At 52.2% G+C, this 15,322-nt stretch carries 15 protein-coding genes and 2 pseudogenes; 4 read left to right on the top strand and 13 right to left on the bottom strand.

Translation table 11 applies throughout. From position 1 onward, the window contains the following. Nucleotides 1-11: 11 nt before the first annotated feature. The 5 genes and pseudogenes from ETC02_RS02040 to ETC02_RS02020 all read right to left on the bottom strand — a co-directional run. The gene (locus ETC02_RS02040) at nt 12-767 is read right to left on the bottom strand and encodes a 5-oxoprolinase subunit PxpA (protein ID WP_047818270.1); all 756 of its coding nucleotides are present in this window, start codon (nt 765-767) and stop codon (nt 12-14) included. Beyond that, entirely contained in the window at nt 764-1,735 is a 972-nt protein-coding gene (locus ETC02_RS02035; RefSeq protein ID WP_171698011.1) for a 5-oxoprolinase subunit C family protein, read from the bottom strand. Before ETC02_RS02035 ends, ETC02_RS02040 begins: the two co-directional genes overlap by 4 nt. Next, nucleotides 1,728-2,420, bottom strand: a complete 693-nt coding sequence (gene pxpB, locus ETC02_RS02030; protein ID WP_171698010.1) for a 5-oxoprolinase subunit PxpB — start codon at nt 2,418-2,420, stop codon at nt 1,728-1,730. The genes ETC02_RS02035 and pxpB overlap by 8 nt, the downstream gene beginning before the upstream one ends. Continuing rightward, nucleotides 2,411-3,166 (bottom strand): IclR family transcriptional regulator, encoded by a 756-nt coding sequence (locus tag ETC02_RS02025; protein WP_063211777.1) that lies wholly within the window; start codon nt 3,164-3,166, stop codon nt 2,411-2,413. Before ETC02_RS02025 ends, pxpB begins: the two co-directional genes overlap by 10 nt. A 131-nt stretch (nt 3,167-3,297) precedes the next feature. After that, nucleotides 3,298-3,774, bottom strand: a pseudogene (locus tag ETC02_RS02020) (GNAT family N-acetyltransferase); the annotation flags it as partial. A gap of 273 nt (nt 3,775-4,047) precedes the next feature. On the opposite strand from ETC02_RS02020, the gene tnpA reads away from it, so the two are divergent. Beyond that, the gene (gene tnpA / locus ETC02_RS02015; RefSeq protein WP_044743973.1) at nt 4,048-4,449 is read left to right on the top strand and encodes an IS200/IS605 family transposase; all 402 of its coding nucleotides are present in this window, start codon (nt 4,048-4,050) and stop codon (nt 4,447-4,449) included. An 18-nt stretch (nt 4,450-4,467) separates the two neighbouring features. Then, a complete protein-coding gene (locus ETC02_RS02010; RefSeq protein ID WP_227412724.1) occupies nt 4,468-5,931 on the top strand; it encodes a transposase in 1,464 nt (487 codons plus the stop codon). Between the two features lie 725 nt (nt 5,932-6,656). Here ETC02_RS02010 and ETC02_RS02005 read toward each other — a convergent pair. Then, nucleotides 6,657-8,177 carry an NAD(P)H-hydrate dehydratase gene (locus ETC02_RS02005; RefSeq protein ID WP_063211782.1) on the bottom strand — a complete coding sequence of 507 codons (1,521 nt, stop codon included), beginning with the start codon at nt 8,175-8,177 and terminating at the stop codon, nt 6,657-6,659. A gap of 73 nt (nt 8,178-8,250) precedes the next feature. Between ETC02_RS02005 and ETC02_RS02000 the strand changes: the two are divergent. Then, nucleotides 8,251-8,548 (top strand): annotated as a pseudogene (locus ETC02_RS02000) (MFS transporter); the annotation flags it as partial. Between the two features lie 12 nt (nt 8,549-8,560). On the opposite strand, the gene ETC02_RS01995 reads toward ETC02_RS02000, so the two are convergent. The 7 genes from ETC02_RS01995 to ETC02_RS01960 form a co-directional block, all read right to left on the bottom strand. Then, on the bottom strand, nt 8,561-8,956 hold the full coding sequence (locus ETC02_RS01995; RefSeq protein WP_050368616.1) for a hypothetical protein: 396 nt from the start codon (nt 8,954-8,956) through the stop codon (nt 8,561-8,563). A 62-nt stretch (nt 8,957-9,018) separates the two neighbouring features. Further along, nucleotides 9,019-9,423, bottom strand: coding sequence for a thiol-disulfide oxidoreductase DCC family protein (locus ETC02_RS01990; protein WP_033008745.1), 405 nt, complete (start codon nt 9,421-9,423; stop codon nt 9,019-9,021). Nucleotides 9,424-9,626: 203 nt separating this feature from the next. Then, nucleotides 9,627-10,562: an alpha/beta hydrolase gene (locus ETC02_RS01980; RefSeq protein WP_063211784.1), complete on the bottom strand. Its 936-nt coding sequence runs from the start codon at nt 10,560-10,562 to the stop codon at nt 9,627-9,629. 57 nt (nt 10,563-10,619) lie between these two features. Continuing rightward, a complete protein-coding gene (locus ETC02_RS01975; protein WP_371810012.1) occupies nt 10,620-11,555 on the bottom strand; it encodes a potassium channel family protein in 936 nt (311 codons plus the stop codon). A gap of 330 nt (nt 11,556-11,885) precedes the next feature. Continuing rightward, entirely contained in the window at nt 11,886-12,674 is a 789-nt protein-coding gene (locus ETC02_RS01970) for an ABC transporter permease (protein ID WP_050368615.1), read from the bottom strand. Nucleotides 12,675-12,676: 2 nt separating this feature from the next. Further along, on the bottom strand, nt 12,677-13,450 hold the full coding sequence (locus ETC02_RS01965) for an ABC transporter permease (protein WP_063211786.1): 774 nt from the start codon (nt 13,448-13,450) through the stop codon (nt 12,677-12,679). Next, on the bottom strand, nt 13,447-14,418 hold the full coding sequence (locus ETC02_RS01960) for an ABC transporter ATP-binding protein (RefSeq protein ID WP_050368613.1): 972 nt from the start codon (nt 14,416-14,418) through the stop codon (nt 13,447-13,449). Before ETC02_RS01960 ends, ETC02_RS01965 begins: the two co-directional genes overlap by 4 nt. A gap of 158 nt (nt 14,419-14,576) precedes the next feature. Between ETC02_RS01960 and ETC02_RS01955 the strand changes: the two genes are divergently transcribed. Beyond that, complete coding sequence (locus ETC02_RS01955; protein WP_050368612.1) at nt 14,577-15,005, top strand: hypothetical protein; 429 nt, start codon at nt 14,577-14,579, stop codon at nt 15,003-15,005. Nucleotides 15,006-15,322 lie beyond the last annotated feature (317 nt).

The raw sequence follows: 15,322 nt of genomic DNA, 5'->3' as shown, positions 1-15,322 counted from the left end.
GATCTCTCCTCCTATCGCAGCGCCTGAATGGCAATGCCTTCTTGCTGCAACGCTTCATACAACCGCTTGGCAAATCGCACCGCCTGCTCATTGTCGCCATGCAGGCAGACGGTGTCGGCTTCAATCGTCACGTCCGTCCCTTGCAATGAGCGGACGCGCTGTTCGCCAACCATGCGAAGCACTTGGCGGATCGCCTCATTTTCATCCACAATGATGGCACGTGCATCACTTCTTGGAGTGAGCGAACCATCCGCCTGATACGTCCGGTCGGCGAACACTTCGCTCGCGGTTCGCAAGCCATAAGCGCGGCCCGCGCGGATGAGCTCGCTCCCCGACAAACCATACAAGACAAGCGACGGGTCGACATCGCGCACCGCTTTGGCGATCGCTTCGGCCAACGCCGCGTCTTTCGCCGCCATATTGTACAAGGCGCCGTGCGGCTTCACATGCGTCATCACGCCGCCTTCCGCCTTGACAAAGGCTGCAAGTGCGCCGATCTGGTAAACAACGTACGCATACACTTCTTCGGGCGAAACCGCCATCGCCCGCCGCCCAAATCCGAGCAAATCAGGAAGACCGGGGTGGGCGCCGATGGCAACGCCATGCTGGATGGCGAGCTGCACCGTCCGCCGCATGACGAGCGGATCGCCAGCGTGAAACCCGCAGGCGATGTTGACAGACGTAACGTATAACAATATTTCTTTCTGCCCAAGCTCGTATGCACCAAAACTTTCGCCAAAATCGCAATTGAGATCAATGACCGTCATGATTCTTCCCCCCATTGGCGGCGAATGGCGGCAATCCACCGATCCAGCCGTCGCTGTTGTTCGATATAAAGCTGCACCGCTTCCTCAGGCGCGATCGGTCGAAACTGGATACGGTCGCCGGGACGCGCCTGCGCCAACAAAGGCAAATCGACCGCTGCCACTTGGGCGATGCGCGGGTAGCCGCCCGTTGTCTGGCTGTCGGCCATCAACACGATCGGTTGGCCGGACGATGGCACTTGCACAGTGCCGAAGACGACGGTATCCGACACCATCTCCTTCTCGCGGGCGCGGACTAGCGCCGGGCCCGCGAGCTGGCAGCCGATCCGGTCGGATTGGGGCGTCACCTCATAGAAGGCGGCAAACAACTGAGTGCGGCTGTCCGGCGTAAACTCGTCATATTCCGGACCAGGGACAGCGCGCACCGTTTTCGTTTTTCCGCCGATATAGCGGCTGGCCAACCGGGAGAGCCCCCAATGCAGCGGCTTTGAAGGGAAAATGAGAGCGGCCGTCCCAATCTTCAACACATCCCCGCGCCGCAACGGCCGGCCCGATACACCGCCAAGCTGCGCCGGGACGTACGTTGAACGGCTGCCCATCACAGGCGAAACATCAATGCCGCCTGCTACGGCCATATACGCTCTCCATCCCACTCGGCATGCCCCGATTTCCAACACATCGCCCGGCTTGACGGCCGCCGGCTTCCAAAGCGCCAACGGCTGCCCGTTCAGCGCGCATGAGAACTCGCCGCCGCATATGGCGATCACCGTTTCGGCGTGAAACCGAATCGTCGGCCCGGCCATCGTCGCCTCGAGCACCGCCTCATCGCCATGGTTGCCGACAAGCGCATTGGCAAGGCGATACGCCCACGCGTCCATCGCCCCGCCCACCGGCACCCCGGCATGCCGGTAGCCGAAACGCCCGCTGTCTTGAACGGTCGTAAAAAATCCGCCCTCCATGACTTCAATCATGTTCATCTCTCCAACGTGCAAATTCATCGGCGCCAATCGGCCGAAATTCAACAATGTCACCGGCGGAAAGCAAGCTCGGCTCCTTCCGGTGCGGGTCAAATACGCGGAGCGGCGTCCGGCCGATCAGCTGCCAGCCGCCCGGCGTCGCCAGCGGATAGACGCCCGTCTGCCCGCCGGCGATGCCGACCGAACCGGCGGGCACTTTTGTGCGCGGCACCGCCCGCCTCGGTGTGGACAAACGCGGCGACAAGCCCCCCAAATACGCAAACCCGGGCGAAAACCCGATCATATAGACACGGTAGCGGCCGGCCGAATGAAGCGTAACCACCTCATCTTCCGATATCCCGTGAAAGCGGGCGACCTCTGGTAAGTCCGGCCCAAATTCACCGCCATAGCAGACAGGAATAACAACCGTTCGCGCCAAAGGCCGGTCCGTCTGTCCAGACGACTCGACCTTTTCGCGCAGCCACCGGCATACGTCCGCATAACCAATCGCCAGCGGGTCGTAATACACGGTAAGCGATGAAAACGCCGGCACAATTTCGTTGACCCCTTCTTTTCGTTCTCTCTTTAGGCGAACCGCTGTCTCATGAACGATATCATTTACGGTCTCATCGATATAATCGGCAAACCGGACGGTCACTGCATATTCACATAACGGAAACAGCGTATAGTTCATTTCCATCCCTTTCCTTGAAAACCAAGTTCACGTGAAATCTCCATCGCCGCCTGCCGAAGCAACGGAACGATGCGCGCCACATCATCCGGCAAAAAACGCTGTTCCAGGCCGGCGACACTCAGCCCGGCGATGGCCGCGCCTTCATGGTTAAAAATCGGCACAGCCACAGCCGCCGAATAGTTTTCTAGCTCAGAATAGCTGACCGTATAGCCCCGTTTCCGATCTTCTTCCAACTGCCGACGCAACGCCTGCTTGTCCGTTACGGTATTTTTGGCGATTTTGACAAGTTTTGTTCGTTCCAAATAGCGTGCTTGCTCTTTTTCGTCCATAAAGGCCAGCAAAGCGCGCGGGCACGCGCCGGCGTACAGCGGCGCGCGCCGGCCGACTTTCGTATAGACGCGCACCGGCTCGGACGTCTCGACTTTTTCAATATAGAGCGCCTCATCACCGTCGCGGATGACAAGATTCACCGCTTCGTTCGTCGCTTCTTTCAGCCGCTCCATCACCGGCAGCGCCACCCGGCGAATATCGAGCCGCTCGGCAACGAGCGACCCAAACGTCAACAATGCCAAACCGAGTTCATAGTGATCGCCCCGCTTTTGCAAAAAGCCAAGCGCGACAAGCGACTGCGCCATCCGGTATACCGATGTTTTCGGCATCTGAAGCCGTTCGACCATTTCCGGCAGCGTCAACCGTTCGCAGTCGAGAAACAAATCAAGCAGTTCTTTTGTTTTTAAGACCGTTTTATTCATCATTGCCCCTCAATTCCGAATATCAGAATATTAATTCCAAAATACGAGTTATATATTTTTTATTATAATGAAAAGTGGAACAACTTTCTACCACAAAATGAAAAGCGCCCGCTGAACGGACGCCGTCGGATTCAAATCGATAAGCGTTTTGAAAACACATAACTGACTTTTGCATATTCCATTTTTTCCTCATAGAAGCGATGGGCGTCAACCCGCTGCAGGCCGGATGACAGCGAGACAATCCCGTAGCCGTGCTCCCTCGCCCATTCGTGCACATGCGACAGCAACGCTTTTCCATACCCTTTCGAACGTTCGGCTGATGTCGTGACCAAATCGCAAACCCAAATAAAACGGCCGTTATAGAGCGTGATCATCGGCATGAATCCGACAACGGCAACCATTTTGTCCTGATCATATAACGCCACAAGCTGATACCCTTCTTGTTCTTGCGCTTCTCGCACGAGCGCCGTGTAGGTTTCCTCATCCAAATGGGTGCGCAGCTCACGCATCACCGGAAAGGCGCTTCTCACTTCTTCCTCCGTTTCAAGCCAAACGAATCGCGGCACGATTCCCATCTCCCTTCTTTTATTTCTACATTCACGATATCCCTATTTGTACAAAAATGGAGCTTCCGCCTTTCCGCAACGTTGATCATCGTTTCGAAAGAAGACTCTCGCTTCAAACGCGTAAAGGTCGCAGCCCAGCGATCAGCGGAAGCTGAATGTCGGCTGATAAACCAATAATTACAGGATGCGTTTCGTGAAAGCCCACGACTTTAGTCGTTGGGATGAAACGAAACAAAAAATATTAGATAATTGACTCCTATCTAATATTTTGTATAATTTTTGTATAATAAATATTAGATAGGAGGTGTTTATCTAATGTCTAATGATAAGTATACTCATAAAAATGGAATTGTTTATTTAAATCAATATCATGTTATATTTTGTCCAAAATATAGACGTAAAGTATTAGTTGGAGATATTGAAAAAGATTTAAAAGAGATTTTGTATGAAGTAGCGAAAGAAAATGATGTTGAAATTAAAGCGTTAGAAATTATGCCAGATCATGTTCATATGTTTATTTCTTTTGATCCACGACAGCATATCCATAAATTAATACAAGCATTTAAAGGAAAAAGTAGTCGAATACTAAGAGAAAAATATCCTTCGTTAAAAAGCAGACTACCGTCGCTATGGACACGAAGTTATTTTTGTTGCACAATTGGTCATATTTCAGAAGAAGCGGTTAAACAGTACATCGAAAACCAAAAGAACGTATAAAGGAATATAAAGGAAGTGGTGTCATTGGCGAAAACAAAAACCAAAAGCTACGTGCTGACGTTGAAACTCAAAACAGAATTATGGCAAGCGCACATATTAGAGAAACGTTTTGAAATTGGCAGAAAAATATACAACGCTTGTTTGGGCGAATTGCTGAAACGGTATAAAAAACTACAACACGATAAGCAGTATCGTCATCTAATCCAACAACCAAAATCAAAAGAAAGAAACAACTTGCTAAATGAGTTATATCGGCAGTACGGAATCAATGAATACGCTATGCACGATTTTGTTAAGCCAATGCAACACCATTTCAAGAAACACATCGACTCACACACCGCACAAAAAATCGCTACGAGAGCATGTATGGCAATGGAAAAACTAATCTTTGGCAATGCCAAAAAAGTGTCTTTTAAAAAATACAACGATATGGATTCATTAGAAGGAAAAACAAATAGCACAGGCATCCGTTTCAAAAACAAACATTTGCTTTGGAATGGTTTATCTATTCCTGTTATAATTCGCTCAAACGATATATATGCACATACGGCTCTACAAGACCGTATAAAATATTGTCGCATCGTTCGTAGACGGATTAGGGGGAAAATCAAGTATTTTCTCCAACTCACCCTTGAAGGTGTGCCGCCAAAGAAAATAAACCGTCAAACAGGAGAAGTAAAACATCCAATAGGGCAAGGCGATGTTGGCATCGACATAGGAACACAAACCATCGCTATTTGTTCAATGAATAATGTCAAGTTGTTCGTTCTTGCGCCGAGCATCGAAAACATAGAAAAGCAAAAGCGAGTTCTTCAACGAAAATTGGATCGTCAAAGACGGGCGAATAATCCACACAAATACAATGAAGATGGAACAATAAAAAAAGACAACAAGGAAAAATGGGTTTGGAGTAAAAATTATCTAAAAACTCGTCAACAACTAGCCGAGTTGCAAAGAAAGATGGCTGAAAAACGTAAACAAGATCATCAACGGCTTGCTAATTGGATCATCACATTAGGCCATCATATCCAAGTAGAAAAAATGAATTTCAGAGCACTTCAAGCAAAGGCAAAAGAAACAAAAGTCGATGCCAACGGAAAATACAAAAAGAAAAAACGATTTGGGAAAAGCATTGCGAATCGTGCGCCAAGTTTGTTTTTGAACATACTAAATCAAAAACTGCAATATGAAGGCTATTCCCTTCAATACATCGACACATTTAGCGTCAAGGCAAGTCAATACGACCATCAAAACGATGAGTACAACAAGAAAACACTTTCTCAACGATGGCATGAAGTAGACGGACACAAAGTACAACGAGATTTATACAGCGCATTTTTAATCATGAACGTGAAAAACAATCGAAAAGAAATAGATAGGAACAAATGTTTAGAGAGATGGGATCAATTTATTCGACTGCATGATGAAGAAATCAAACGACTTCGTCTTCAGCCATATGTCGTAAGTAGCATGGGAATTTAAATGATAAAAAGCGTCTTGAATCGGGCGCACAGGGCGATAAGCACCAGTAAGGTGTTTGCCCATGAAAGTCTTGTGGAAGTAGAGTCAGTATCCATGCGAAGGTATGGAAGAAGCTCTATAGTACACAAGAACCCCGTGGCTTTAGCCATCGGGAGGTTCAGAGCCGCAGGCGCAAATACGGCTTCAGCGTTGAAAATGGGATCGAGAATTCGCGAATGCCGGCGGTGTAAGGGGCTATTTCATCCTATTTCGCGCAGGAGACTCCCACTTCAACGACCAAAGGGAGTAAGTGGGAGAGGAATGCGCGTTCCCCTTTTCTTTTGTGTATGATAGAATAAAGGCGTGGAGAAAACCGTTTAATAAAGGCACTCCAATCACGGCTACTCGATGTATGGAGTTGGTTACAGGAAACGTTGTAACCGTAAAACATCGAGCGTAGATCCGTCTGTTGTGTGTGGAAGCCAAGTACTGCCAACAGACACACCGAGAGAATCGGTAACGATGCAGGCATGACCTGCGTCGTTGGGTAGTTGTCAACCTGCCCTGATGCAACCCCAAGTCAAGGAAGGAGGACGAAGTCCGCTTGTACTTCTGGAGAGTTGCAAGCCCCCACTTCAAGCGTTAGCTAAGTGGGGGTAGTTGACACAGCCCATACGCCAGCCGGTCATCGCAAACCGGCAGGAATCGTGTTCATCCCCCATTGTCCCTTTCAATGGACCGGTTGATCACGCCAGCGAAGCGAGCACAGCCGGCAAGGCCTCCACAACGTCCGACGCCAATACATCCCAAGGCGAATGACCGTGTTGAACAAGCCAATCAGCAGCCTTTCCATGCACGAACGCCGCATTGCTCACCGCCGGCTGCACCGCCTCGTGCTGCAGCAAAAACGCCGCCACGATGCCCGTCAACACGTCGCCGCTCCCGCCTTTCGCCAAGGCCGGATTGCCGGTCGCGTTTACATATTGCGCCCCGTCCGGCGCCGTCACAATCGTATACGGCCCTTTCAACACGACATAGACGCCATATTCCATCGCCAGCCGCTTCGACACGCCAAAGCGGTCGCGTTCCACCTCGCTGACCGGGCGGCGAAGGAGGCGCGCCATTTCCCCCGGATGCGGCGTGATCACCGTCGGCGCGCTCCGTTCGCGCACCAGCTCGGCGTAGTCGCCCCAAAAAAACAAGGCATCGGCGTCGATGACAAGCGGCACCGGCTGGCGCACAAGCTCATTGACCAAGCGGCGAACCCCTTCCGTCCGGCCCATCCCTGGGCCGACCGCGATCGCATCGATCTCAAGCCCGTCCCAATCGGCCGCGCCGGCAAACGCGCCGCCCTCGGCCGGCCATAATCGACACATCGCCTCCGGCACGCGGTTGGCGACCGCCTCATACATCGCTTCCGGAACGGCGATCGTCACCAGCCCCGCCCCGCTGCGAAGCGCCGCCTTCGCGGCAAGTGTCACCGCGCCGGCCATCGCCTTGGACCCGCCGACAATGAGCAGCTTGCCGTACGTTCCTTTATGCGATGACCGTGTTCGCTTCGGCATCGTCCGCACCACATCGCTCTTTTCCCACAAAAACCGAGCAGCCGCCTTCGCCTGCACCGCCGCCGGCGGAATGCCGATATCCACGACGGTGAGCTCTCCGTAATAATCGGCCGCCGGGAACGTGTACGCCCCAAGTTTCGGGCATTGCACCGTCAGTGTCGCATCAGCGCGGACCGCCATGCCGGCTTCCCCACCGTCCGCCGGCACCCCGCTCGGCACGTCAATCGCATAAACGACCGCCGGCGAACGGTTCACTTGCTCGATGATTTCCTTATATGGCGGACGTACGTCCCCTTTGACGCCGATGCCAAGCAAGGCGTCAATGATGATGTCATAATGCGGCAAGAGCGCCGCCAACTCCCGCTCTTTTCCTTCATAAGCGATCCATGCATAACCGGACCGCTCGTACACCTCAAGCGCCGTGCGCGCCGCCCCTTTCACCTTTTCCTTTGGCGGAACGAGCCAGACATCGGTTTCATAGCCATAACTTTTCAACATGCGCGCGATGACGAACCCATCGCCGCCGTTGTTGCCCGTGCCCGCGAGCACCGCCACCTTGGCAGCGGGCGGAATCCGCTTCTTCAGCGCCCAAAACAGCGCCTGTCCGGCGTTTTCCATCAACGAGTCAGCGCTGATGCCGATCCGTTCTGCCACTTCCCGGTCAATGGCGTACATTTCCTCAGCCGTTACGATCGGAATCATATACGTTGCCCCTTTCGATTGTTCTTCCCATACATATAAATTGTACAATTTTACCAGGAAACTTCGCAAAAGAATACCACCCGTGCTCGTGAAAATAGCCGGTTTGGCGCTGTTTACGTTTGGCTTTTTCGGCGGCCACTCCATCGCCAGCGCCTGGATCGGCGAACAGGCGCACGTCTATAAGGCGCAGGCGTCTTCCTTGTATCTTCTTTATCTATTATTTAGGGTCAAGCCTTGCCGGAACAGCCGGCGGCTATGTCTGGACGCATTTCCATTGGAGCGGTGTCATCGCTTTTGTCATCACACTCCTCGCTCTGTCCGGCCCGCTTATCTTCTATGCGGAAAAACGGCGGCCATCGCCTTCGCGATGACCGCCGCCTCCGTCATGATTGCATGGTGATCACTTGCAGCCCAAACTGCAGGCAATCGTCGCAAATGGCCGCCAGCGGACCTTTGGCCAGCCTTGGCTTTTCTTTAAGACAAAACGAACAGCGCTCGTTGGAATCGGTTTGCGTTTCACCCGTCAACTCTTCCTCCAGCTTTTCAAGAGAAAAGACGGCAATCGCTTCATACACATTGTCGACCAAATCGTCGTCGATGTACGCGCATTTTCCCTCCCACCGCAATGCCACGAGCTTGGCTGCTACTGCCATGCCTTCGTAAAATCGACGGCGGGCTTCTTCCTCGCTTTGTTCTGCTTCGACTGCCAAATCATCGGCGAACTGCTCAAGCGCCGCAGCCGTGCATTGTTCGAGCCACCGTTTTGTTTCGTTCGCCATGCCATTTCCCCTCCCTTATTTCTTTCTCTTTTCAATACGACAAACAAACATATTTTCCTTCTTTACCGCGGCAATTCATCAAGAAAACGAGCCCGCAGTTCAGGCGGCGGCAACTGGCAATGATCGTGCTTCGGTGCGAGACGATGCCGACGTTTCGCAATCTGATCATACATATGATCGCGCAACAGCCGCGGAACGAGAAACCCGACGGCTGCCAGCCAATTCCACGGCCAAGCCAGATGTCGTCCGATGCGCAACACGGCATCCGACTTGACATAATAGCAGCCGTCTTCGATGAGGACGACCGTGTCCCCTCCCGGCGCGCTCATCGTTTCCAACAATGTCCGCCCGACAGCGCTCTGTTGTGCGGCAAAGCGAAACACCGCCTTTCGGTCGCGGGCGGCGATCCAATATACACTCGCATGGCAAAACAAACAGTCGCCGTCAAACAAAATGATCGGGTGCATTCGATTCCCCCATTCATCGGCTGTGAACCGGCTCGATGCAAGCGCTCACATCATGTTTCGGCGAGTTGACAAGCGGCGACACTTCGTACATTCGCATTAGTTCGCTCGGATACGGCAACAACAACGATTTCAAATACTCGCTGTCATCAAAACTTGCATCAAGTATAATACAAAAAGCGGCCGAACACGAATCGCAGCCGTCTCTAGGAAGCAGTCTTTTCCAATGAGCGCAAAAACACCAACACCCGTTCTACATACTCATCGCTGTAGAGAGAAAAACTTTTCACATGATCCGCTTTGTCCGTCAGCCATAGCTGAAACACATCCGGATGGGTTTTGTACAGTTTTACGCTTTCTTCATACGGAATCGAACGGTCGTCTTTGCTGTGAATGAACAAAATCGGCCTCGGCGCGACACGATCGACCGCATGGATGGGCGAAGACACGCCCAAATCCAAATCGGCCAGCGCCGGAACGATCGCCAAAATCAAATACGTAAACGGCACGTTCGGCAGATGCGTCCATACCGGCATATTGGCTCGCAAATACGATTCGAGGTCGCTGAACGGGCTGTCGGCAATCACCCCGCGCACATCCTGGTCCTCTGCCGCCGCCAAAATCGATGTCGCCGCCCCCATTGAAACACCATACAGGGCAATGGGCTCATCGAAGTGCTTTTTCGCGTAATCAATGACGCCAAGCAGATCGTCTTTCTCTTTGACGCCGATCGTAATCATATCGCCTTCCGACTCGCCGCTCGCGCGAAAGTCGAACAAGATGACGCGGTATCCGTCGTCAACAAGCCGCTTGGCGAGCGGCAAAAACGGCACATTTTCTTGGACGCGGTTGTTGCCGTATCCATGGGCAAAAATGACCGTCATTTTCGCCGTTCCTTTTGGCGGAATAATCCAACCTTTAAGCGCCGTTTTTCCATCTTTGCTTGTAAACGTCGCCCGTTCATACGCCATGCCGTAGTCGTTCGGCGTGACGACAATCGGCGCGCGCGGCTTATGCGTTAGTTGCCAACCGACGTAAACAGACAGCCCAATGCAAACCAATGTCCCGAGCAACACAATGGCCATGGACAATGGAAGCCATATGCGGCGGACGGATGCAATCGGTTTTCGGTCTAATTCCATCGCCCTCCCCTTTCTCTAAGTATACTCATAGTCTCGACCAACCTCTTATTGCCTCATTTATTCAAGCCAGTGGCGCAACTGTTCCACATATTCATTCGAACCAGTAACAATAAGACGGTCACCCATTTGCAGCGCAGTATCTCCATGGGGAACAATTGACTCATTTTCGCGAAAAATGCGGACGATAATGCAGTCACCCATGAACGGAAACTGGCGAAGCATCACACCATGATAAGCAGGGGTGTTCATCATCACTTCATGCAACGCCGTATCTTTATTCACCATCATTTTAGCCACCCTTGGCGATTCGATCGAAGCCCGCAGCATCGAAATCGATGAGCGAAGCACGGACAGTACTTCAACACCGGCTTCATCCAGCCGATGAATTTCCCGCGAACTTTCAGCCAACGCCAAAACGCGCTGAACCCCCTTCTCTTTCGCTGCCAAAGCAACTTCCGCGTTGACTTGTTCATTTCCAGTCCACGCAACAACAATATCGACGGCAAAAGCATCGTGTTTTTCCAATGTTTCTTTCATATAATCAGGAACTTCCACAACGGGAAAAACAACATCCGTCCCAGCCCGCTCTATATTTTCCCGTTGAATATGAAACAATCGCACATTGTACTGATCCACATCAAGCTCCCGAGCCGCTCCCAATGTAAACTGGTTGACACCGATGAACGACACCGTCTTCTTCCGTTCGTCCTTTACTCGAACAAACAGCTTTTTAAACAAAATCGGCGCAACAATACTTGAAAGCACCGCAACTAAAATAAGCGCCCCTTCCATCGTCTCATCGATCATCCCAATCCGTTTGGCGATGGCCGCCGCTGCAATCACAAGCGACAGCGTCGACACAAGCAAAAACGAAGCAGCCAATGTCGTTTTCATATCATACCAAACGCGAAGGACGGATACAGGGATCACTTTCGATACAACTAGCACCAAAAAGAGAAGCGGAATCATCACCCAAACAACCGGTTCCGCCACAATATTCTGAATTTTATTTTAATTGACGTTGACGTAAAAGTCAACGAGCAGGAATACAAAGAAGCGGGAGTACGGCCTTCCATTATAGGATGAACATTTTGCCCAAACAACGCTTCCCCTTCAGCCAAAAGCAACGAGTCCGGCAAAAACGGCCGCTTTTTTACGAGCCTTCTAAGTTCATGCGCAACCTAACACGTCTCAAACCATCTGCACAAGCCGGCCACGAACGATGCGCCGCTCGTCACCCCCGCTGACCGACCACTGTCGAGATGCAGGCGAAACAGTGATTGACCAAAGAAAAAAAGCCCTCGTCTAAGAAGGCTTTTCCTCTCACCCGCCCGCTCCCGTATAAAAGCGCAAGGCAAACCGCCAAAAGCGGCGGGAAGCCCATAAAAAGAGCATAGCCACAGCCAAAGCCGCCAGCACCGCCGCCATGCTCCATTTCCCAAGCAGCGCCAAAGCCGGCGTATTGGTGATCAACACCGCCGGCAGAACGTACGTAATCACGAAGCGCACCGCGCCGCGGTACATGCTGCCCGGGAAGCGGGCCGTATCAAAAAACGAATCGAAAATAAACGACAAATCATCAATGCGCACCACCCAAAACGACGTCGTCATGAGCATCATCCATAACGAATAAATAAGCAAGAGTGACGCGGTCATCACGACGAAAAACATCAAGACGTCCGCCGCCGACGGTACGTAGCGTTCGACATACAAGCCGTAGCCGATGACGCCGAGGCCAAGCGCTACATCGATCAACCGCCAAAAGACAAGGTGGCGGAAGCTGACGTAAAACATGCTGTCGACCGGTTTCGTCAAAATATAATCGAGCGTGCCGCGCCGGACATGCTCAAGCAAACGCGGCATGTTCGGGCGGAGCGCAAAGTCAATGAATCCGCGCAGCGTATTAAAAACGCCGAGCAGCACAAGCACTTCCCCATACGTCCAGCCGCCTAACCGGTCCGTCTGATAAAAAAAGATATGGATCGTAAGCAGGGCGATGCCGAGGCCAAAAAAGCTGGCGATGAAATTGCCGAAAAATTCGCTTCGATATTCCAATTCCTCAACCAAACAAGCACGGAAAAACTCGCGGAACACCCGCCCATACCGCCGCATATTCACCCACCTACCGCCTGGTTTTTTCGCATTCCTGCTTTCCAAAGCCACTGCACCCCCGCGACAAACACGGCCATCCACCCGGCCGCCACCGCAAAGCCGCGCGCCAACTCTCCTCCATCCGCCGCCCCGGTGGCGATTTCAATCGGAAAACTGATCATATAGCGGAACGGCAGCCATTCGCTCCATTCGCGAAGCGCCGGCGGCAGCATTTCAAGCGGCGCAATTCTGCCCGATAAAAACAACGAAATGACATCGATCACGCCGTACACCGCCGCCACCTTTGTGACCCAAAACGCGAGCAGCCCGCACGAGTAGCTCAACAAAAACCGAAGCGCCGCACCCAATACGACCGCCGCCAAAAACAGCACCGCTTGCCCTGCCGTCATGTGCGGGCGAAGCGCAGGCCAAAACACCGCCCCCGCCAGCCAAACCGGCACTAAAATGACGGCAAACAGCCATTTGTACACGATGTTTTCCGCAATCGCCCAATGGATCGGATGAAGCGGCCTAAGCAACAAGTTCGAAAACGTCCCTTCGCGAATTTCACGGTCCAACTCCCACACGTCCCACGCGCTCGTCATCCGCTCGACAAAAATGACCGCCATAAAATAGAACAGAAACGACTCGCTCTCTTCCGGATGAATGTTCATCCAGACAAACATCGTAATGAGCGGCTGGGTGATGGCGCCCGTCATCCAGACGAACGTCGCCAAGCGATACGCGAGCATTTCGATGTATTTCATCCGCAGCAGGGCGATATATTTGCGAATCATACGTGCTCCTCCCAAAACGCGCGCGCAATCACTTCTTCAAGCGGCGGATCTTCGATGTTGATATCGCGGACGTCAAACCGCTCCAACAACCGCGCCGCCGTCTCCGCCGCCGTCCCGCGCGCCACCCGGAGCACAACCGTCCCTTCTTCAATTTCGGCCACTTCGCCATACTCATTCCAATCGATATCCGGCAGCCGCGAAAACCGAACCTCAAGCCGTTTGTACGGCGCCAGCTTCTCCGTCAGCACCGTAAGCTCTCCGTCGTAAATCAACCGCCCGTAGTTGATGATCATCACCCGGTCGCAAAGCGCGGCGACATCGCCCATATAGTGCGACGTCAACAAAATCGTCGTCTCATGCTCGCGATTGTAGTCCACGATAAAACGGCGCACGTTTTCTTGTGTATGAACGTCCAGCCCGATCGTCGGTTCGTCCAAAAACAACACGTGCGGCCGATGCAACAGCGCGGCCGCTAGCTCGCAGCGCATCCGCTGCCCGAGCGACAGACTGCGCGTCGGCTTGTCCAACAGCGGCGCCAAGTCGAGCAGTTCCGTCAATTCCTCGAGCGTTTGGCGGAACGACCGATCGTCGATGTCATAAATCGCTTTATTGACCAAAAACGTCTCCATTGGCGGAATGTCCCAAATGAGCTGGCTTTTTTGCCCCATCACCAAGCTCATCATTTTTTTAAACTCCGGCTTTTGCTCAAACGGCACAAACCCGCCGACCGTGATCTCCCCTGACGTCGGATGCAAGAGGCCGGCCAACATTTTCATCGTCGTCGTTTTCCCCGCCCCGTTTGGCCCTAAAAAGCCGACGATTTCCCCTTTCTCAATCGTAAACGAAACGTCCTTCACCGCCTCAATGACGCGATAGTCGCGCCGCCATAAATGACGCACCGCCTCAAGCCATCCCGCATCGCGGCGATGGACGCGGAACGATTTATGCAAATGGCTGACACGGATCACAGTGCCCATCCTCCAATAGTGTACTGTTGACATTCTTTTGTTATATCACATCGAGGGGGCGCGCCGCAAAGAAAAACATTTCGCCATCTTTTCTCTATCGTTCCCATCTTTCGTCATGTATAATAGAGAGAGAATCGAACGAGAAAGGAGATTGTCGAATGGGGGATATTACAAATGAAATGATTTGGCAAGCCATTAAAGAACTTGCCGAGCAGCTGCAACAAACGAACGGACAAGTGCAACAACTGGGCCAACAGGTGCAACAAACAAACGAGCAAGTGCAACAGCTCGGTCAACAGGTGCAACAAACAAACGAGCAAGTGCAGCAACTGGGCCAACAGGTGCAACACCTTAACAGCCAAGTGCAGCAGCTGAACCACCAAGTACAGCAAACTCATGAGCACGTCGACCAGCTCGCCAAACAAGTGCAACAAACGAATGAACAACTCAACCAATTAAGCCAGCAAGTGGCAGATATGGACAAACGGCTCACTGATGTCGCCAACGGCCAAAAAATTCTAGTTGAGGAACTGTTCGAAAACAAAAAGGAGATCAAGCGGGTTAAGACGGCGCTCAATATGTACTAGACGTCAGTCCGCTCCATTTCGTTGATCTCTTCGACGTTTAACGCTTGTTCCATATCCTGTGTGAACATAGCCATCATCAAACAACATCCCCCTGCTTACGTCATACTAAAACTCCGAATCATCGTCGCCGCAAATGAAGCCCGGAAGGTTCTCCTAAACAGATCTTCCGGACTTTCTCATCATGAAAACGGACACCGTCTCGTCTCATCGCCCCAACATCTCTTTCACCGTCGTCCGCTCCTCAATCACCGATGGATTTCCAAACTGGCCTAGTCCGCTTGCTTTCTTCCATGCCCCCGACTCCTCTATTTATAATT

This window comes from Geobacillus sp. DSP4a, assembly GCF_013096875.1.
GTDB lineage: Bacteria > Bacillota > Bacilli > Bacillales > Anoxybacillaceae > Geobacillus > Geobacillus thermophilus.
The sequence above is the reverse complement of the archived record's forward strand: the minus strand, read 5'-3'. Positions and strand labels throughout refer to the sequence as shown.